This is a genomic window from Ensifer sp. NPDC090286, from assembly GCF_044769565.1.
GTDB lineage: Bacteria > Pseudomonadota > Alphaproteobacteria > Rhizobiales > Rhizobiaceae > Ensifer.
In genome coordinates, this window is the sequence record NZ_JBIVYF010000001.1 from 426807 (window position 1) to 445856 (window position 19050).

General features: G+C 63.2%; 17 protein-coding genes. 13 read left to right on the forward strand and 4 right to left on the reverse strand.

The genetic code is table 11. The features are described 5' to 3' along the window. Nucleotides 1–7 precede the first annotated feature (7 nt). Nucleotides 8–457 (forward strand): type II toxin-antitoxin system RatA family toxin, encoded by a 450-nt coding sequence (locus ACIQUG_RS02170; RefSeq protein WP_043622054.1) that lies wholly within the window; start codon nt 8–10, stop codon nt 455–457. Here the strand turns inward: ACIQUG_RS02170 and ACIQUG_RS02175 are convergent. Then, nucleotides 445–942 carry a CinA family protein gene (locus ACIQUG_RS02175; protein ID WP_402320517.1) on the reverse strand — a complete coding sequence of 166 codons (498 nt, stop codon included), beginning with the start codon at nt 940–942 and terminating at the stop codon, nt 445–447. The genes ACIQUG_RS02170 and ACIQUG_RS02175 overlap by 13 nt on opposite strands. Further along, nucleotides 942–2147 (reverse strand): bifunctional 2-C-methyl-D-erythritol 4-phosphate cytidylyltransferase/2-C-methyl-D-erythritol 2,4-cyclodiphosphate synthase, encoded by a 1206-nt coding sequence (locus ACIQUG_RS02180; protein ID WP_402320520.1) that lies wholly within the window; start codon nt 2145–2147, stop codon nt 942–944. Before ACIQUG_RS02180 ends, ACIQUG_RS02175 begins: the two co-directional genes overlap by 1 nt. A 148-nt stretch (nt 2148–2295) precedes the next feature. Here ACIQUG_RS02180 and dusB point away from each other — a divergent pair, with 148 nt between their 5' ends. The 9 genes from dusB to hflX all read left to right on the forward strand — a co-directional run bounded on the left by dusB (nt 2296) and on the right by hflX (nt 13839). Further along, nucleotides 2296–3339 (forward strand): tRNA dihydrouridine synthase DusB, encoded by a 1044-nt coding sequence (gene dusB / locus ACIQUG_RS02185; protein WP_402316911.1) that lies wholly within the window; start codon nt 2296–2298, stop codon nt 3337–3339. After that, entirely contained in the window at nt 3336–4487 is a 1152-nt protein-coding gene (locus ACIQUG_RS02190; RefSeq protein WP_034795779.1) for a nitrogen regulation protein NR(II), read from the forward strand. Before dusB ends, ACIQUG_RS02190 begins: the two co-directional genes overlap by 4 nt. Then, entirely contained in the window at nt 4484–5938 is a 1455-nt protein-coding gene (gene ntrC, locus ACIQUG_RS02195; RefSeq protein ID WP_034795776.1) for a nitrogen regulation protein NR(I), read from the forward strand. Before ACIQUG_RS02190 ends, ntrC begins: the two co-directional genes overlap by 4 nt. A 221-nt stretch (nt 5939–6159) precedes the next feature. Further along, nucleotides 6160–8430, forward strand: coding sequence for an ATP-binding protein (locus tag ACIQUG_RS02200; RefSeq protein WP_402316915.1), 2271 nt, complete (start codon nt 6160–6162; stop codon nt 8428–8430). Further along, nucleotides 8420–9784 (forward strand): two-component system response regulator NtrX, encoded by a 1365-nt coding sequence (gene ntrX, locus ACIQUG_RS02205; protein WP_043622069.1) that lies wholly within the window; start codon nt 8420–8422, stop codon nt 9782–9784. Before ACIQUG_RS02200 ends, ntrX begins: the two co-directional genes overlap by 11 nt. A gap of 48 nt (nt 9785–9832) precedes the next feature. Then, a complete protein-coding gene (gene trkA / locus ACIQUG_RS02210; RefSeq protein ID WP_043622072.1) occupies nt 9833–11209 on the forward strand; it encodes a Trk system potassium transporter TrkA in 1377 nt (458 codons plus the stop codon). Between the two features lie 10 nt (nt 11210–11219). After that, the gene (locus ACIQUG_RS02215; protein WP_402316920.1) at nt 11220–12083 is read left to right on the forward strand and encodes a D-amino-acid transaminase; all 864 of its coding nucleotides are present in this window, start codon (nt 11220–11222) and stop codon (nt 12081–12083) included. Between the two features lie 109 nt (nt 12084–12192). Continuing rightward, nucleotides 12193–12435 carry an RNA chaperone Hfq gene (gene hfq, locus ACIQUG_RS02220; RefSeq protein WP_003535434.1) on the forward strand — a complete coding sequence of 81 codons (243 nt, stop codon included), beginning with the start codon at nt 12193–12195 and terminating at the stop codon, nt 12433–12435. A gap of 78 nt (nt 12436–12513) precedes the next feature. Further along, nucleotides 12514–13839: a GTPase HflX gene (hflX, locus tag ACIQUG_RS02225; protein ID WP_043622194.1), complete on the forward strand. Its 1326-nt coding sequence runs from the start codon at nt 12514–12516 to the stop codon at nt 13837–13839. A gap of 80 nt (nt 13840–13919) precedes the next feature. On the opposite strand, the gene mazG is transcribed toward hflX, so the two are convergent. Beyond that, nucleotides 13920–14753, reverse strand: coding sequence for a nucleoside triphosphate pyrophosphohydrolase (mazG, locus tag ACIQUG_RS02230; protein ID WP_402316930.1), 834 nt, complete (start codon nt 14751–14753; stop codon nt 13920–13922). A gap of 5 nt (nt 14754–14758) precedes the next feature. Further along, entirely contained in the window at nt 14759–15346 is a 588-nt protein-coding gene (locus ACIQUG_RS02235; RefSeq protein ID WP_402316933.1) for a deaminase, read from the reverse strand. A 230-nt stretch (nt 15347–15576) separates the two neighbouring features. Here ACIQUG_RS02235 and cysG point away from each other — a divergent pair, with 230 nt between their 5' ends. From cysG to ACIQUG_RS02250, 3 genes are read left to right on the forward strand one after another with little or no spacing between them, the layout of a single operon-like run. Beyond that, complete coding sequence (gene cysG, locus ACIQUG_RS02240) at nt 15577–17037, forward strand: siroheme synthase CysG (RefSeq protein WP_402316935.1); 1461 nt, start codon at nt 15577–15579, stop codon at nt 17035–17037. A gap of 10 nt (nt 17038–17047) precedes the next feature. After that, nucleotides 17048–17362, forward strand: coding sequence for a DUF2849 domain-containing protein (locus tag ACIQUG_RS02245; RefSeq protein ID WP_402316938.1), 315 nt, complete (start codon nt 17048–17050; stop codon nt 17360–17362). Between the two features lie 14 nt (nt 17363–17376). Further along, complete coding sequence (locus ACIQUG_RS02250; protein ID WP_402316940.1) at nt 17377–19047, forward strand: nitrite/sulfite reductase; 1671 nt, start codon at nt 17377–17379, stop codon at nt 19045–19047. Nucleotides 19048–19050: the final 3 nt, after the last annotated feature.

The window sequence follows — 19050 nt, forward strand, 5'->3', positions numbered from 1 at the left end:
CCCCTTTATGCCGCATTTCGAAACCAACCACGTCGTCAAGCACACCGCAGACCAGATGTTTGATCTCGTTGCCGACGTCGAACAGTATCCGCAGTTTCTGCCGCTCTGCGAGGCGCTGAAAGTACGTTCCCGCAAGGAGCGCGACGGCAAGGTGCTGCTGCTTGCCGACATGACCGTCGGTTACAAGGCGATCCGCGAGACCTTCACGACGCAGGTGCTCTTGAACAAGGCCGAGCGCACCATCGATGTAAAGTACATCGACGGGCCGTTCAAATATCTCGACAACCGCTGGCGCTTCGAGCCGTCGGGCGAGGGGCAGTCGGTCGTGCACTTCGATATCGACTACGAGTTCAAGAGCCGCATTCTCGGCGCCCTGATGGGCACGATGTTCGATCGCGCATTCCGCATGTTCTCCGACGCCTTCGAAAAGCGCGCCGACAGCATCTATTCCGCCTGAGCGATTTCCGTCAGCATGTCGAGCGCGGTGCGCACGGTTGCAAGCCGGATCTTGCTGCGGCCGATATCGCCGTAACGCATTTCCCGATGCAGCAATGCGCCGTTTCGTCCGGATGCCGCAAGGTGCACGAGGCCGACGGGTTTTTCGACAGAGCCGCCGCCCGGGCCGGCAATGCCGGTGACGGCAACGGCGAAATCGGCTGCCGAATGCGCGACGGCGCCCTGCGCCATCTCGATTGCCGTCTGTCGTGACACCGCGCCATGGGCGATGAGGGTCGCCGCCTCGACGCCGAGCATCGCCACCTTCGCCTCGTTGGAATAGGTGACAAAGCCGCGATCGACGACCGCTGACGAGCCGGAGATCTCGGTCAAGGCGCCGGCGATCAGGCCGCCGGTGCAGGATTCGGCGGTCGCGACCTTGAGGCCGCGCGCCGTGAACGCGGCGATGATTTCACCGGCCTTCACTTCGATATCGGCGGGCCACATCACGAAAGGCTCCCATAGACGACGGTCGCCGTGGCGATGGCGGCGATGCCTTCGTCGCGACCGACGAAACCGAGGCGTTCGTTGGTCGTTGCCTTGACCGAGCAGCGGTCGAGCGAAATGCCCAGCATGTCCGCGAGGTTCTCGCGCATCGTCAGCCGGTGCGGCCCGACCTTCGGCGCTTCGGCGATGAGCGAAACGTCCGCGTTGGTGATGATGCCGCCGCGCTCGCGCACGATCCTGGCCGCATGCTCCAGGAAAATGCGCGACGCCGCGCCCTTCCATTGCGGGTCGGACGGCGGGAAATGATCGCCGATGTCGCCGGCGCCGCAGGTGGCGAGCAGCGCATCTGTGAGCGCGTGCAGCGCCACGTCGGCATCGGAATGGCCGGAGAGTTTCTTGGTGTGCGCAATGAAGACGCCGCAGAGCGTGACGCCGTCGCCCTCGACGAGCTGGTGCACGTCGTAGCCGTTGCCCGTGCGCACATCGGGCAGGGCAATGCGCTTGAGTTTCTCGTCGGCCATGGCGATATCCCTTTTCAGCGTAAGCTTGACATTATCGACGGCGCCTTCGACGAGCACGACCTTGAGGCCGGCCCATTCGGCGATCGACGCGTCGTCGGTGAAATCCATGCGGCCGCTTCTTGCCGCATCCCGGTGGGCGGCAAGAATGGCCCGGAGGTCGAAGGTCTGCGGCGTCTGCGCGCCATAGAGGCCGTCGCGCGGCACGGTTTCCGTGACCATGCCATCCTTGCCGGCACGCTTCAGCGTGTCTGCAACGGCGACTGCCGGCAGCACGGCCTTGACGTCTTCACTCAATGCCGCAGCGCAGCGCGACAGCAGTGCGTGATCGGCAAAGGGGCGCACCGCGTCGTGGATCATCACGCGGCGCGCGCCGATATCCGCCAGGGCCTCTAGGCCGGCGAGCACTGATATCTGCCGGGTGGCGCCGCCATGGACGATGATCACATCGCCGGCCGCAGAGTGCTTGCGTGCGGCGTCGAACAGCGCCTCGTCGTCCGGATGGATGACGACGACGATCGGGCCGGCGTCCGGCCATGTCGCGAAAGTGTCAAGCGTATGGGCGATAACGGGGCGGTCGCCGATGGTTCGGTACTGCTTCGGACCCTCGGCCGATTGTCCGGCGCGTTCGCCGCGTCCTGCCGCAACGATAACGACGCCGCACTTGAGCTGTTCTTGAGGCTGCATTTTCTGTATGAGGTCCCGCATTCGCCGATCTTCGCCGTGATGTACCGCGAAGGGTCGTGCTTTGCCAGCCGAGCTGGGAATTTTGCGCGCCGCGCCGAAATCGCTTGGCAAGTCCGAGAACAGTGTCTAAAAATAGTGCAGGAACAACATGTGCCTGAAAGATATGCATTTGCCAATTCCGGCTCTTTCGTCTCCGCTCCGCATCGGATCCATCGAATTCCGCAACCGGGTTGCGCTCGCGCCGATGTCCGGCGTCACCGACCTTCCATTCCGGCGTCTTGCCTGGCGCTTTGGCGCGGGTTTCGTCGTCACCGAAATGGTGGCGAGCCGTGAACTGGTCGGCAATGCCCAGGAATCCTGGGCGCGGCTGAAGAATTCCGGGATCAAGCCGCATATCGTCCAGCTTGCGGGCCGCGAGGCCCATTGGATGGCGGAGGCGGCGAAGATCGCCGCTGACAACGGCGCCGATATCATCGACATCAACATGGGCTGCCCGGCAAAGAAGGTGACGGGCGGTTATTCTGGCTCAGCGTTGATGCGCGACCCCGATCACGCTTTGTCGCTGGTCGAGGCGACCGTCAACGCCGTCGATGTGCCGGTGACGCTGAAGATGCGGCTTGGATGGGACGAAAACTCGATCAACGCGCCGCTGATTGCCAAGCGCGCCGAAGAAGCGGGCGTGAAGGCAATCACCGTGCACGGCCGCACGCGCATGCAGTTCTACAACGGCAAGGCGGATTGGGATGCGATCCGGCTGGTTCGTGAGGTGGTCACCGTGCCGCTGGTCGCCAATGGTGATGTGGAGACGGTCGCCGACGCCCAGGAGATCCTTCGCCGATCTGGCGCGGACGCCGTCATGGCCGGCCGTTCCTCCCAGGGGCGCCCGTGGCACGTCGGCTTCCTTGCCGGCGCCGTGAAGCATCCTTCGCCGGCGGAGGTCGCGGATATCTTTGCGGAGCACTACGAAATGATGCTCGAATTCTATGGCGTCGAGGTCGGTCTTCGGCATGCCCGCAAGCATGTTGCATGGTACCTCGATCGCACCGCTCCCGACATGGCGGGAGCTGAAAAGGCTGCAATCCTGACATCGACCGATGCCCGTTTCGTCCGCGACAGGGCCCGTGCGGCAATGCTCGACGCAGCCCCGGGCAAGCCGGAAGGCGAGGCGGTCGCAGAAGGGATCGCCGCATGACCGAGAAACCGAGCATGCCTGACGCCGTCGCCAACGGCCTGTCGATGGCGGTTTTGAACGCCATCCAGAACCCGGTGATCATGGTCGATGCCAAGGGTCTCGTCGCTTTTGCCAACTGGGAGGCCGAATCGTTTTTCGGCGCCAGCGCCAACCACCTGGCGCGCCACGACATCAGCGCCTTCATTCCCTTTGGTAGCCCGCTGCTGACGCTGATCGAGCAGGTGCGCGAGCGCAAGGCGCCGGTCAACGAGTATCGCGTCGACCTGAGTTCGCCGCGCCTTGGCGCCGACAAGCTGGTCGATCTCTATGTCGCCCCTGTACTGTCCGAGCCGGGTGCGGTCGTTGTCGTCTTCCAGGAGCGCTCGATGGCCGACAAGATCGACCGGCAGCTGACGCATCGCGGCGCTGCCCGTTCGGTCACCGGCCTTGCCTCGATGCTGGCGCATGAAATCAAGAACCCGCTCTCGGGCATCCGCGGTGCGGCGCAGCTGCTGGAGACTTCGGCGAACGACGAGGACCGAGCGCTGACGCGGCTGATCTGCGACGAGACCGACCGCATCGTTTCGCTGGTCGATCGCATGGAGGTGTTTTCCGACGAACGCCCCGTCGATCGCGTTCCGCTTAACATCCATTCGGTGCTCGACCACGTGAAGGCGATCGCCAAGGCCGGGTTTGCCCGCCACATCAAGTTCGCCGAGCACTACGATCCGTCGCTGCCGCCGGTCTATGCCAACCGCGACCAGCTGGTTCAGGTGTTCCTGAACCTGATCAAGAACGCGGCCGAAGCGATCGGCGAACGCCACGACGGCGAAATCCTGCTGACGACCGCCTACCGGCCGGGCATTCGCCTGTCGGTTGCCGGAACGCGCGAGAAGATCTCGCTGCCGCTGGAATTCTGTGTGCACGACAACGGGCCGGGCGTCCCTCAGGACCTGCTGCCGCTCTTGTTTGATCCCTTCATCACCACCAAGACCAACGGTTCCGGCCTGGGTCTCGCTCTGGTTGCCAAGATCATCGGCGGCCACGGCGGGATCGTCGAATGCGACAGCCAGCAGAACCGCACCACCTTCCGCGTGCTGATGCCGGCCTCCAAGGGCCAGGCCGCGGATGACGACGACATGCCGATGACAAAAGGAAACCTTGCATGACCGGTGCCACGATCCTCGTCGCGGATGACGACGCCGCCATTCGCACCGTGCTGAACCAGGCATTGAGCCGCGCCGGCTACGATGTCCGCATCACCTCCAACGCGGCGACGCTGTGGCGCTGGATTGCGGCGGGCGATGGCGATCTGGTCGTGACCGACGTGGTGATGCCGGACGAAAACGCCTTCGATCTTCTGCCGCGCATCAAGAAGGCGCGTCCCGACCTGCCGGTGCTGGTCATGAGCGCCCAGAACACTTTTATGACGGCGATCAAGGCTTCGGAGAAGGGAGCCTACGACTATCTGCCGAAGCCTTTCGACCTGACCGAACTGATCGGCATCATCGGCCGGGCGCTGTCGGAGCCGAAGCGCCGGCCGGCAAAACTCGACGATGACACCCAGGACGGCATGCCACTGGTCGGCCGATCGGCGGCGATGCAGGAGATCTACCGGGTGCTTGCGCGCCTGATGCAGACCGACCTGACGCTGATGATCACCGGCGAGTCCGGTACCGGTAAGGAGTTGGTTGCCCGCGCTCTGCATGATTATGGCAAGCGCCGCAACGGCCCGTTCGTCGCGATCAACATGGCGGCGATCCCGCGCGACCTGATCGAATCGGAACTCTTTGGCCATGAGAAGGGTGCCTTTACCGGCGCGCAGATGCGCTCGACCGGACGTTTCGAACAGGCTGAGGGCGGCACGCTCTTCCTCGACGAAATCGGCGACATGCCGATGGACGCGCAGACGCGTCTTTTGCGCGTGCTGCAGCAAGGGGAATATACGACCGTTGGCGGGCGTACGCCGATCCGCTCTGACGTGCGTATCGTCGCGGCGACCAACAAGGACCTGAAACAGTCGATCAATCAGGGCCTGTTTCGCGAAGATCTCTATTATCGCCTGAACGTGGTGCCGCTGCGGCTGCCGCCGCTGCGCGACCGTGCCGAGGACATTCCGGACCTCGTGCGCCACTTCGTCCAGCAAGCCGAGAAGGAGGGCTTGGACGTCAAGCGCTTCGACCATGAGGCGCTGGAACTGATGAAGGCGCATCCCTGGCCGGGCAATGTGCGCGAGCTGGAGAACCTGGTACGGCGCCTGACGGCACTTTATCCACAGGACGTCATCAGCCGTGAGATCATCGAAAACGAGCTTCGCTCGGAGATCCCGGACAGCCCGATCGAGAAAGCGGCGGCACGCCCCGGCTCGCTGACGATTTCGCAGGCGGTCGAAGAAAACATGCGCCAGTATTTCGCAAGCTTTGGCGAGGCCTTGCCGCCGGCCGGCCTTTACGACCGGGTGCTTGCGGAAATGGAGTATCCGCTGATCCTTGCGGCGCTTACCGCCACCCGCGGCAACCAGATCAAGGCGGCCGATCTGCTCGGCCTCAACCGCAACACGCTGCGCAAGAAGATCCGCGAGCTCGGCGTTTCGGTCTATCGCAGCTCACGCAGCGCTTGACTTGGTCACACCCACCGTTGCATTTTCGCCACAATGCGTTGCTTGAACGGATAACGGCCGCCGAATCGCGCGTCGTTGCCGTCCTGTTCAATCGATTTGACCCAATCGATTGACGGGGGTGCAGCGCGGCAGCCCAGCTGGGTGGTGAGGTCAACCTTTGACCCGAGAATGCAAGCAAGAGATGCCGCCGCCGGCCGGCGACGGTTGGGGGAACGCTTTTCATGGTGGACGCAATGGCCTTGCCGCTGGGCACAGATGAGGGACTGGCGGCGCAGGATCGCCGTGGGTCCTTTGCCCTGCCGGGCCTGATGTTGGCAACCGGCGCGCTGATCTGCGCGACCGTGTCCCTGCTCGTGCTCCTTGGCCTGACGCCCATCAAGCTCGAACGAAATGTCGTCATCGCCTGCGCGGCGATCAATAGCCTCTTCGTCGTCGGCCTCATCTATCTGATTGCCCGTGAAATCCTGCGTCTCCTGCGCGCCCGCCACAAGGGGCGCGCGGCTGCACGCCTGCACGTGCGCATCGTCGCGCTGTTTTCTATCGTCGCGATCACGCCGGCGGTGCTCGTCGCGATCTTTGCCAGCATCACGCTCGATGTCGGCCTCGACCGCTGGTTCTCGCTCCGAACCCAGGCGATCGTCCGCTCCTCGATCAACGTCGCGCAGGCCTATGTGCTCGAAAATGCGAGCTATCTGCAGGGCCAGACCGTGTCGATGGCCAACGACCTCGAACGCAATCGCCAGCTCTACAGCCTCGACCGTACGGGCTTTGCAGAGCTGATGACGCGCCAGGCGCGGGGACGCGGCATGCTGGGCGCCTTTCTTGTGCGCGCCGACGGCAGCCCCATCGTGCAGGCCAGCATCTCGACCGACCGCCCGCTACCGGCCATTCCTCCGGATGCATTGAAGAGCTCCGTCTCCGGCCAGCCGACCCTGATCCCGCCGGGCATTACCAATCTTGTCGGCGCGGTCATCCCGCTTGACGACATTCCCGGCACCTTCCTCTACACGGTTCGCAACGTCGATCCGGAGGTGATGCGTTCGCTCCGGCTGATGGAGGAGAACACCGCCGAGTACAAGATGCTCGAAGCCGGGCGGACCTTCACCCAGATCGCCTTCGGCGTGCTCTATATCGGCTTTGCCCTCATCGTATTGCTTGCCGCGATCTGGACCGCGATCGCGGTCGCCGACCGGATTGTCCGGCCCATCCGCCAGCTCATCGGTGCCGCCGACAGCGTTGCCTCCGGTAATCTTGACGTCGTCGTGCCGGTGCGCGCCGTCGATGGCGACGTCGGTAATCTGTCGCGAACCTTCAACAAGATGGTTTCGGAGATCCGCAGCCAGCAGGAGCAGATCCTCGAGGCCAAGGACGAAGTCGACCACCGCCGCCGCTTCATCGAGGCCGTTCTTTCGGGCGTGACTGCGGCCGTCATCGGTGTCGGGCGCGATCGCCAGATCACCATCGCCAATCCGTCGTCCGAGGATTTCCTGAAGAAAGCCGCGCCGGATCTTCTCGGTGCTGACCTGCGGGAGGTCGCACCGGAGATCGAGGAGGTCCTGGTCGAGGCCGAAGGGCGCCACCGCAACGATTACCGCAAGCAGATCAACGTCATGCGCGGCGGAACCGAGCGCACGTTGAACGTTCAGGTGACGCGGGAAGAAGGCGGTGAAGCGAACGAATCCTACGTCATCACCATCGACGACATCACCGATCTCGTCATCGCCCAGCGCTCGACCGCCTGGGCCGACGTGGCGCGCCGCATCGCGCACGAGATCAAGAACCCGCTGACGCCGATCCAGCTTTCCGCCGAGCGCCTGAAGCGGCGCTACGGCAAGCAGATCAATCAGGACGACAAGGCCGTTTTCGATCAATGCACCGATACGATCGTGCGCCAGGTGGAAGACATCGGCCGCATGGTGGACGAATTCTCGGCCTTCGCGCGCATGCCGAAGCCGACAAAGGAACGGGCGGATCTTCGCGCGATCCTGAAGGATGCAGTGTTCCTGCGCGAAATGGGCAACAACCACATCAACTTCGTGCGCGACTTTGGCGAGGAGCCGCTTGAGGGCCTGTTCGACGAGCGCATGCTCGGCCAAGCCTTCGGCAACATCGTCAAGAACGCCGTCGAATCGATCGAGGCGGTGCCGTCGGAAGCTGTCCGCGGCCAGCCTGTTATCGTGGCGCGTGCGCGAAGCGATGCGGCGACAGGCCGGTTCGTCGTCGATATCATCGACAACGGCAAGGGCCTGCCCACGGAAAACCGGCACCGTATTTTGGAGCCATACATGACGATGCGCGAGAAGGGCACGGGCCTGGGTCTCGCCATCGTCAAGAAGATCATCGAGGACCATGGCGGACAATTGGAATTGCACGACGCGCCTGCCGAATACGACGGCGGTGTCGGGGCGATGATCCGCGTGATCCTGCCGCCTGCCGGAGAAACCGGGGGCGAAGAGAGTTTGAAGGATAAGGGTGCGAGCGATGGCCGCTGATATTCTGGTTGTGGACGATGAGGAAGATATCCGCGAGATCGTGTCGGGTATCCTGTCCGACGAGGGGCACGAAACGCGCACCGCCTTCGACAGTGACAGCGCGCTGGCGGCGATCAGCGATCGTGTGCCGCGGCTGGTCTTCCTCGACATCTGGATGCAGGGAAGCCGCCTCGACGGTCTGGCGCTGCTCGACGAGATCAAGGGACGCCACCCGGATCTGCCGGTCGTCATGATTTCCGGCCACGGCAACATCGAAACCGCCGTCAACGCCATCAAGCGTGGCGCCTATGATTTCATCGAGAAGCCTTTCAAGGCAGACCGCCTGATCCTTATCGCCGAGCGGGCGCTGGAGAACTCCAAGCTCAAGCGCGAAGTCTCGGAACTGAAGAAGAAGTCCGGCGACCCGGTCGAACTGATCGGCACGTCCGTTGCCGTCTCGCAGCTTCGCCAGACGGTCGAAAAGGTTGCGCCGACCAACAGCCGCATCATGATCCAGGGGCCCTCGGGTTCCGGCAAGGAACTGGTCGCGCGCATGATCCACCGCAAGTCGACGCGGTCCGCTGGGCCGTTCGTGGCGCTGAACGCTGCGGCGATCACGCCGGACCGGATGGAAATCGCGCTGTTCGGGACCGAAGGCACGCCGGGCCAGCCGCGCCGCACGGGCGCGCTTGAGGAAGCCCATGGCGGCATTCTCTATCTCGACGAGATCGGCGAGATGCCGCGCGAGACGCAGAACAAGATCCTGCGCGTGCTCGTCGACCAGCAGTTCGAGCGTGTCGGCGGCACCAAGCGCGTGAAGGTCGATGTGCGCATCATCTCGTCGACCGCCTACAACCTCGAAAACATGATCTCCGAGGGCCTCTTCCGCGAAGACCTCTTCCACCGGCTGGCCGTCATTCCGGTTCGCGTGCCGGCGTTGGCCGAACGGCGCGAGGATATTCCGTTCCTCGTCGACATGTTCATGCGCCAGGTCAGCGAGCAGGCCGGCATCCGTCCGCGCAAGATCGGCGACGATGCGCTGGCCGTGCTTCAGGCGCATGACTGGCCGGGCAACATCCGGCAGCTTCGCAACAACATCGAGCGGCTGATGATCCTTGCGCGCAGCGACGGTCCGGATACGCCGATCTCGGCCGACATGCTGCCGACGGAAGTGGGCGACACGCTGCCGAAGATCTCGGCCCAGGGCGACCAGCACATCATGACGCTGCCGTTGCGCGAGGCTCGCGAAATGTTCGAACGTGATTATCTGATCGCGCAGATCAACCGATTCGGCGGCAACATTTCGCGCACGGCGGAATTTGTCGGCATGGAGCGGTCGGCACTGCATCGGAAGCTGAAGTCGCTGGGTGTGTGAACCGGAATTCCCGGCCAACCCGCCCGCGCTCGCATGTGAAAGAACGACATGAAGGTAGTCATTTGTGGCGCGGGGCAGGTCGGCTACGGCATTGCCGAGCGGCTGGCGCAGGAAGATAACGACGTTTCGGTGATCGATACGTCGGCGGCGCTGATCGCCAACATTACCGAGAGCCTCGACGTGCGCGGCTATGTCGGCCACGGTGCGCACCCGGACGTGCTGGCAAAGGCAGGTGCTGACCAGGCCGACATGCTGATTGCGGTGACACTGTCCGACGAAGTCAACATCGTTGCCTGTGAAGTGGCGCACGCGATCTTCAACGTGCCGACCAAGGTCGCGCGAATTCGGGCGCAGAGCTATCTCGCGCCGGAATATGCAAACCTGTTTTCGCGCGAGAACGTGCCGATCGACGTCACCATTTCGCCCGAAGTCGAAGTCGGGCGGCTGGTGCTGCGGCGCATTTCCTTTCCCGGCGCGATCGACGTCGTGCGCTTCGCCGATGATCGCATCGCCATGGTCGCCTTCGAATGCCTGGAGGATTGCCCTGTCGTCGGCACGCCGCTGCAGCAGTTGAGCGAACTGTTTCCGGATTTGCTTGCCACCGTCACCGGCATTTTCCGTAACGGCAAGGTGATCGTGCCGCATTCCGACGACCAGTTGCAGGCGGGCGATATCGCCTATGTCGTCTGCGATCGCGATCATGCGCGGCGCACGCTGGCGCTCTTCGGCCACGAAGAGCAGGAAGCGCGGCGCATCATCATTTTCGGCGGCGGCAATGTCGGATATTTCGTTGCCAAGGCGATCGAGGACCACCAGTCGCGCACGCGGGTGAAGCTGATCGAGAGCGACCGTGACCGCGCCGTGATGATGGCCGACAAGCTGAGCAGCACGGTCGTGCTCAACGGCTCGGCCATGGACCAGCGGATCCTCGCCCAGGCCGATGTCCAGGATGCCGATCTCGTGGTGGCGCTGACCAACAACGACCAGATCAACATCCTCGGCAGCATGATGGCGAAGCACTTGGGTGCAAAGTCCACGCTCGTCCTCATCAACGAGCCGTCCTACCAGGATTTCGCTGCGACCGCCGGCGTCGATGCCTATGTGAACCCGCGCGCCGTGACGATCTCGCGCGTGCTGCAGCATGTCCGCAAGGGCCGCATCCGCTCGGTCTACGCAGTGCAGAAGGGCATGGCCGAAGTCATCGAGGCCGAGGCTCTCGAAACGTCGCCGCTCGTCGGCAAGGCCCTGCGCGATCTCGAGCTGCCCGACGGCATCCGCATCGGCGCGCTCTATCGCGACAAGACGTTCATCCGTCCTGATGGTGCCACCCGGATCAAGGCGAAGGATCGCGTCGTGCTCTTCGCCACCGCCGATGCGGTGCGCCATGTCGAGCAACTGTTCCGCGTCAGCATCCAGTATTTCTAAAGGCGAGACGATGTCCCGAATTGCCTATGTCAACGGCGCCTACGTGCCGCACGCAGACGCCAGCGTCCATATCGAGGACCGCGGCTACCAGTTTGCCGACGGCGTCTACGAGGTCTGCGAGGTGCGACACGGCTATATCGTCGACCTCACCCGTCATCTCGACCGCCTTGGCCGGTCGCTCAGCGAGCTGCGCATCGATTGGCCGATGAACAGGGCGGCGCTCGTCCACGTGATCCGCGAAGTCGTCCGGCGCAACTGGGTAAGGAACGGCCTGTTCTACATGCAGGTCACGCGCGGCGTGGCGCGCCGCGACCACGTCTTTCCGGCGGCGGAAATCCGCCCGTCCATCGTCGTGACGGCGAAGCGTACCGACGCCGCGGCCATTGCCAGGAAGGCGACCCACGGAATTGCGGCGATCACGGTGCCGGAAAACCGCTGGAACCGGGTGGACATCAAGTCGGTCGGGCTTCTGCCCAACGTGCTGGCGCGCCAGAAGGCCAGGGAAGAGGGCGCGCAGGAGGCGATCTTCGTCGATGCCGACGGCACGGTGAAGGAGGGGGCGGCGACCAATGTCTGGATCGTCGATCGTGACGGAAGCTTGCGTACGCGGCTGGCGGAACACGGCATCCTCAAGGGAATCACCCGCACCACCTTGATGGATGTGGCGGTGCCGCTCGGGCTCAAAATCGAGGAGAGGGCGTTCTCGGTGGATGAGATGCTCGCGGCGCGCGAAGTCTTCATCACGGCTGCCACCAGCATCTGTTTTCCGGTCATTTCGGTCGACGGCAAGCCGATCGGCAATGGTCATCCGGGAAGCATAGCACAGAATATTCGCGAAGCCTTTTTCGGCGTTGCGGAAAAGACATTGATTTGATACCAACTCTGAAGAGGTGTCGGGGAAGGTACTTGTGGCGCCTCTGATTGCTGAATTTGACAAAAATGCACCGGCGCGAAACGCCGGCAAATAAGAAAGAAGCGGCGCGATGGCGGAACGTTCTCAAAACTTGCAGGATCTCTTTCTCAATACGGTCCGCAAGCAAAAGATTTCATTGACAATTTTTCTTATCAACGGCGTCAAGCTTACCGGCGTTGTGACCTCGTTCGACAACTTCTGCGTCCTGCTGCGTCGCGATGGCCACTCGCAGCTGGTCTACAAGCACGCGATCTCGACCATCATGCCCGGCCAGCCGCTGCAGATGTTCGAGAACGAAGAAGCCGCATCCTGACGGGACGTTAGGCACATTACCAAGCGTGATTCAAAATTGTCGTCGATCATTCCGGAGCTCGAGAAGCTCCGCGACGACATGCGCGCGGTCGTTATCGTTCCGGTCTTGAAAAAGACCGGACGGCAGTCCGCAGATATCCTCTCGACCACCACGACGCGCTCGGACGAAAGTCGTCTCGAAGAGGCGACTGGCCTCGCCATGGCGATCGACCTTGAGGTCGTGCACGGCGCCATCGTTCCGGTGGCGCAGCCGAAGCCCGGCACATTGCTCGGCACCGGCAAGATCGAAGAGATCGGCCATATCCTCGTCGAGCTCGACGCCGGCCTTGTCATCGTCGACCATCCGCTGACGCCGGTGCAGCAGCGCAATCTCGAGAAGGAATGGAACGCCAAGGTCATCGACCGCACCGGCCTCATTCTCGAGATCTTCGGCCGCCGTGCCTCCACCAAGGAAGGCACGCTGCAGGTCGATCTCGCGCACCTCAATTATCAGAAGGGCCGCCTGGTCCGAAGCTGGACCCACCTTGAGCGCCAGCGCGGCGGTGGCGGCTTCATGGGCGGTCCGGGTGAAACCCAGATCGAAGCGGACCGGCGCTTGCTGCAGGATCGCATCGTCAAGCTTGAGCGCGAGCTGGAGCAGGTGCGCCGCACACGGCAGCTGCATCGCTCCAAGCGCAAGAAAGTGCCGCACCCGATCGTCGCTCTCGTCGGCTACACCAATGCCGGCAAGTCGACGCTGTTCAACCGCATGACCGGGGCAGGCGTTCTTGCCGAGGACATGCTGTTTGCGACGCTCGACCCGACGCTTCGGCGCCTGAAGCTGCCGCATGGCCGCATGGTCATCCTCTCCGACACTGTCGGCTTCATTTCCGACCTGCCGACGCACCTCGTCGCCGCGTTCCGCGCGACCCTCGAGGAGGTGTTGGAGGCGGATCTGATCCTGCACGTGCGCGACCTTTCTGACCCGGACAACCAGGCTCAGGCAAGCGACGTTCTCAGGATCCTTTCCGATCTCGGCATCGACGAGAAGGAAGCCTCCGAGCGCCTGATCGAGGTCTGGAACAAGATCGACCGGCTCGACGACGAATCGCGCGAGGCATTGCGCGGCAAGGCGGCGACGTCCAACAACACGGTAGCCGTTTCGGCGATCACCGGTGACGGCGTCGACGAACTGCTCGCCGAAATCGGCCGCCGTCTTTCCGGTGTTCTGACGGAATGCACGGTCGTTCTCGGCATCGATCAGCTGCAGCTTCTGCCCTGGGTCTACCAGCACGCGATCGTCGATGGTCGTGAAGACCTGGAAGATGGCCGCGTGAGCCTTGATCTCAGGTTGACCGAGAACGAGGCCTCCGAGCTGGAGCGTCGCCTCGGAAATGGGCCGAAGCCGGTCGCGGAAGACTGGTAAGCCATAGCTTTCCCGGGCTCGGCGACTGTCGGCCTCGGCTTTGGGTAAGGGGACGCATGCGAGCACGCGTCCCGCTCGCTCTAGCCCAGTTGCCGTTCGATCGCCTTCGCCGCCTGCCAGAGCTCTTCCATCCGCTCCAGCGTTGCCTCATCCAGCGTCTCGCCGGCCGCGCCGAGCTCGCGCTCGATATGGGCGAAGCGGCGGCGGAACTTGGTGTTGGTGCCGCGAAGCGCCATCTCCGGATCGGTGCCGACATGGCGGCCGATGTTGACGACGGCGAAGATCAGGTCGCCCAGTTCGTCGCTGACCTTGGAGCGGTCCTTTTCGCGCAACGCCTGGCGCAACTCGCCGATCTCCTCCTCGATCTTGTCGAGGATTGGTTCCGGTTCCGACCAGTCGAAACCCACCTTTGCAGCGCGCTCCTGCAGCTTCAGGGCTTCTACGAGCGCCGGAAATGAGCGCTGCACCGAGCCCAGATGGTTTGCGGCTGCATCAGGCGCGAGGCCGCGCTTGGCGCGCCTTTCCTGGCGCTCGGCTTTCTCGGCCTGCTTGATCTCATCCCATTGCAGCTTCACCGCCTCGGGCGTATCGGCGTCGGAGCGGGCAAAGACATGCGGATGGCGGCGGATCATCTTGCGGGTAACCGCTTCGACGACGTCGCCAAAGGCGAAGTCGCCGGCTTCCTCCGCCATGCGGGCATGGAAGACCACCTGCAGCAGCAGGTCGCCGAGCTCGTCGCAGAGGTCGTTCATGTCGCCGCGCTCGATGGCGTCGGCGACCTCGTAGGCCTCTTCGATCGTATAGGGCTTGATGGTCTCGAAGGTCTGGACGATGTCCCAGGGGCAACCGGTTTCAGGTTGGCGGAGCGCCGCCATGATGTCGAGCAGGCCCTTTATGTCGCGTGAAGGTTCCATGGATCTCAGTTCAGCGGAATGGCGTTTTCGTCCTTGCCCGACTGGTAGCTGTCGGAAAGGCTCTGGTATCGGGCGCGGATGCGGGCATCCTGGGCGGCGAGCCGATCGCGGGTTTCAGCGTCGGAGTCCTTCGAAAGGGCAGCGATCGAGGCGGAATGCCAAAAGGCGTTGTCCTGTGCATAGCCGCCCGGCTCCAGCCGGAAGACCTCTTTCAGGATCTTCAGGTCGTGCGGGATCGCGAAGGCGTCGCGCGAATCCTCGTGGCTGAAAAAATAGTAGAAGTTGTCGAAGCCAGCCCAGGTGATCGCTGAAAGGCACATGGAGCAGGGCTCGTGCGTCGACAGGAAGATGAGATCACGCGTATCCGGCTTTTCCGCCATCTCGTAGAAACGCTTCAACGTATGGACTTCGCCATGCCAAAGCGGATTTTCCGTCTCGTTGTTGGTTTCGGCCAGCACCAGAGACAGATCGGACTTGCGCAGGATCGCCGCGCCGAAGACCTTGTTGCCGGCGGCGACACCCTTTTCGGTGAGCGGCAGGATATCCTCTTCGATGACGGTCAAAAGCCGTTCGGCGAGTTCTGGTTTTGTCATGTCACAGGTCTCCGGCAGGTCGTTGACCGCATTTAACGGAGGTTGCCCATGCGGCGCAATGGCCGCGCCAAGGTCGGCGATTGAACGGGCTCGGAGATATTTGCTCAAAATGGTGCAGCGCCGAGCAAAACAATACGTGCCTGGAAAGGCATTGAAATTTCTGTTCCTTCAATTGTCGTGCGCCATAAGGGATATTCGCCGCAGCCTGTAGAAGGAACGACCGTCTAACCATGCCGCAGCAGCTCGCCGTTTTCCCCGCATTCTTTCGCGTCGCGCAAAAGCGCGTGGCGGTTTTCGGCAATGGCGACGAAGCCTTCGCAAAGGTGCGGCTGCTGCTGAACACGGAAGCGTCGATTGTGGTCTTCGCCGACGCACCGGAAGCGGAGTTCGCGCAATACCTTCGCGAACGCGCCATCGAACATATCGCCGCCGCCTTCGCTCCCGAGCAGTTGGACGGCGCGATCCTCGTTTTTGCCGCGACCGGCAATGCCGCCGATGACCAGCGCATCGTCATCGCAGCACGCGAACGCAAGATCCCGGCCAATGCCGTCGACCAACCCGATTTCTGTGATTTCTTCACGCCGGCGCTCGTCAATCGTGCTCCGGTTGCCGTTGCCATCGGTACCGAAGGGGCGGGGCCGGTCTTGGCGCAGATGATCCGCGCCCAGATCGATCAGCTGCTGTCCCCCTCGCTCGGCGTCGTCGCGTCGCTTGCCGCAAGCTATCGCGAGACGGTCGATCGCCTGGTGCCGCGTGGCGTTGCCCGCCGCCTGTTCTGGCGCCGGTTTTTCCAAGGCCCGGTGGCCGACAAGGTCGCCGGCGGCGATCTGGCTGCCGCCCGCCGCGAGGCTTCGCGTCTGCTCGATGCGCCTGAGAAGGCGAAAGGCCACGTCTGGCTCGTCGGCGCCGGACCGGGCGCTGAAGACCTGCTGACGCTCCGCGCCCAGCGCGTGATGATGGAAGCCGATGCGATCGTTTATGATGCGTTGGTGCCGCAGGCGATCGTCGACATGGGCCGTCGCGATGCCGAGCGACTGTCCGTCGGCAAGCGCAAGGGCTGCCACACCAAGTCCCAGGACGAGATCAACCAACTGCTGGTGACGCTGGCTGCCGAAGGCAAGCGCGTCGTCCGGCTGAAGTCCGGTGATCCGCTGGTCTATGGCCGCGCCGGCGAAGAGATGGCGGCATTGCGTGAAGCCGGCATCAGCTACGAGATCGTTCCGGGCATCACCTCGGCCTTCGCCGCGGCTGCCGATTTTGAATTGCCGCTGACGCTTCGCGGTGTTGCCTCCTCGCTGGTCTTCACGACCGGCCATGATTTGACCGGTGAAGTCCTGCCCGATTGGGCGCGGCTTGCGGTCTCCGGAGCGACGATCGCGGTCTACATGGGGCGCACCGTCGCCGCGTCGGTCGCCGGTCGTCTGATGCAGGCGGGCCTTCCGCCGGAAACGACGGTTGCCGTCATCGAGAACGCCAGCCGCGCGGATCGCCGCCTGCTGCACGGCACGCTGAAGGACCTTCCGGATCTTGAAAACCGCACCGAGCTAGCAGGTCCGGTCATGGTCATCATCGGCGATGCGGTCGCCGGCGCCAACTTCGAGCGGTCCGAACCGCTGGTCGCAGGCAAGGTGCGTGGCGAGAAGAAAAGCGTTGAAGCCGCCTTCGGGCGTGACGAACAGATTTTGAACTGAGGAAGAGGTCATGGTGAGCAAGGTTTTGACGGCAAATCGACTTTCGGACGGCATCTCCGTCTGGCTGGATGCCGCGGGCAACTGGGTCGAGCAGCTTCAGGATGCCTTCATCGCCCGCCATGCCGAGGCCGTGACCGCCCTCGAAGCCACCGGCAAGCAAGCGTTCGACGACAACAAGGTCGTTGATGCGAACGTCGTCGATGTCGAAGAGATCAACGGCGCGCTTCGTCCGCTGCGCATGCGCGAGCGCATCCGTGCCGAAGGCCCGTCGATCCCGTATGCTGCCGGCTACAATGGCCTTTCCGGCCCGAAACACGCTGCCTGAGGAACCGATACCCGATGTACCGTTACGATGAATTCGACCACGCCTTCGTTTCCTCCCGCGTCGAACAGTTCCGCGATCAGGTCGAGCGCCGCCTGAGCGGTGAACTCGCCGAAGACGCCTTCAAGCCGCTGCGCCTGATGAACGGCGTCTATCTGCAGCTTCACGCCTACATGCTGCGCGTCGCCATCCCCTATGGCACGCTGTCGAGCCGCCAGATGCGCATGCTCGCCCATATCGCGCGCAAGTATGACCGCGGCTACGGTCACTTCACCACGCGCCAGAACATCCAGTACAACTGGCCGCGTCTGTCGGACACGCCGGATATCCTTCAGGAACTGGCAAGCGTCGAGATGCATGCGCTCCAGACCTCTGGCAACTGCATTCGCAACGTCACCGCCGATCACTTCGCCGGTGCAGCTGCCGATGAAGTCGCTGATCCAAGGCCTTACGCCGAAATCCTGAGGCAGTGGTCGAGCGTGCACCCGGAATTCTCTTTCCTGCCGCGCAAGTTCAAGATCGCCGTCACGGGTGCCGAGCGCGATCGCGCTGCGATCCAGGTTCACGACATCGGCCTGCACCTGAAGAAGGACGAGAACGGCCGCATCGGTTTTGCCGTCTATGTCGGCGGTGGCCAGGGCCGCACGCCGATGATCGCCAAGAAGATCCGCGACTTCCTGCCGGAAGAGGATCTGCTTTCCTACACCACCGCGATCATGCGCGTGTACAACCTGCACGGCCGCCGCGACAACAAGTACAAGGCCCGCATCAAGATCCTCGTGCACGAGACCGGCGCCGAGGAGCTGTCGCGCCAGGTCGAGGTCGAATTCGCAGCGCTCAAGGACACCGAACTGAAACTGCCGGAGACGGACATCCAGTCGATCTCCACCTACTTCGCGCCGCCGGCTCTCGAAAACCGCGCCGAAGGCTGGGAAAGCCTCGCACGCTGGAAGAAGACTGATCCGGAATTCTCCCGCTGGGTGCAGCAGAATGTGCAGCCGCACAAGCACCCGGACTACGGCATGGTAACGATTTCGCTGAAGCCGATCGGCGGCATTCCGGGCGACGCCAGCGACGCGCAGATGGATGCCGTTGCCGATATCGCCGAGGAATATGCCTTCGACGAAATCCGCGTCAGCCACGAGCAGAACCTGATCCTGCCGCATGTGGCGCTGGCCGATCTCGAGCCGGTCTACCGCGCGCTGGTCGCATCCGGTCTTGCCACCGCCAATGCCGGCCTGATCACGGATATCATTGCCTGTCCTGGGCTCGACTACTGCGCGCTTGCCAATGCGCGCTCCATCCCGGTCGCGCAGGAGATTTCCACCCGCTTCGGCGCGCCCGAGCGCCAGGCGGAAATCGGTGAGTTGAAGATCAAGATCTCCGGCTGCATCAATGCCTGCGGTCATCACCATGTCGGCCATATCGGCCTGCTTGGCGTTGAAAAGAAGGGTGCGGAACTCTATCAGATCACGCTCGGTGGCTCCGGCGACGAGAACACCTCGATCGGCGAGATCATCGGCCGCGGCTTCGAGCCGGAGAAGGTGACCGACGCGGTCGAGACGATCGTCGACACCTATCTGGGACTGCGCCGCGACAGGGAGGAGACTTTCCTCGAAGCCTATCGCCGCGTCGGCCCACAACCCTTCAAGGATGCGCTCTACGGCAGCGCGCAGGAAGCTGCCTGAGGC

Coding starts and splice junctions, on each gene's coding strand:
- ACIQUG_RS02170 (WP_043622054.1), top strand. CDS start 8: ATGCCGCATTTCGAAACCAACCACGTCGTCAAGCACACCGCAGACCAG.
- ACIQUG_RS02175 (WP_402320517.1), bottom strand. CDS start 942: ATGTGGCCCGCCGATATCGAAGTGAAGGCCGGTGAAATCATCGCCGCG.
- ACIQUG_RS02180 (WP_402320520.1), bottom strand. CDS start 2,147: ATGCAGCCTCAAGAACAGCTCAAGTGCGGCGTCGTTATCGTTGCGGCA.
- dusB (WP_402316911.1), top strand. CDS start 2,296: ATGTGCCTGAAAGATATGCATTTGCCAATTCCGGCTCTTTCGTCTCCG.
- ACIQUG_RS02190 (WP_034795779.1), top strand. CDS start 3,336: ATGACCGAGAAACCGAGCATGCCTGACGCCGTCGCCAACGGCCTGTCG.
- ntrC (WP_034795776.1), top strand. CDS start 4,484: ATGACCGGTGCCACGATCCTCGTCGCGGATGACGACGCCGCCATTCGC.
- ACIQUG_RS02200 (WP_402316915.1), top strand. CDS start 6,160: ATGGTGGACGCAATGGCCTTGCCGCTGGGCACAGATGAGGGACTGGCG.
- ntrX (WP_043622069.1), top strand. CDS start 8,420: ATGGCCGCTGATATTCTGGTTGTGGACGATGAGGAAGATATCCGCGAG.
- trkA (WP_043622072.1), top strand. CDS start 9,833: ATGAAGGTAGTCATTTGTGGCGCGGGGCAGGTCGGCTACGGCATTGCC.
- ACIQUG_RS02215 (WP_402316920.1), top strand. CDS start 11,220: ATGTCCCGAATTGCCTATGTCAACGGCGCCTACGTGCCGCACGCAGAC.
- hfq (WP_003535434.1), top strand. CDS start 12,193: ATGGCGGAACGTTCTCAAAACTTGCAGGATCTCTTTCTCAATACGGTC.
- hflX (WP_043622194.1), top strand. CDS start 12,514: ATGCGCGCGGTCGTTATCGTTCCGGTCTTGAAAAAGACCGGACGGCAG.
- mazG (WP_402316930.1), bottom strand. CDS start 14,753: ATGGAACCTTCACGCGACATAAAGGGCCTGCTCGACATCATGGCGGCG.
- ACIQUG_RS02235 (WP_402316933.1), bottom strand. CDS start 15,346: ATGACAAAACCAGAACTCGCCGAACGGCTTTTGACCGTCATCGAAGAG.
- cysG (WP_402316935.1), top strand. CDS start 15,577: ATGCCGCAGCAGCTCGCCGTTTTCCCCGCATTCTTTCGCGTCGCGCAA.
- ACIQUG_RS02245 (WP_402316938.1), top strand. CDS start 17,048: ATGGTGAGCAAGGTTTTGACGGCAAATCGACTTTCGGACGGCATCTCC.
- ACIQUG_RS02250 (WP_402316940.1), top strand. CDS start 17,377: ATGTACCGTTACGATGAATTCGACCACGCCTTCGTTTCCTCCCGCGTC.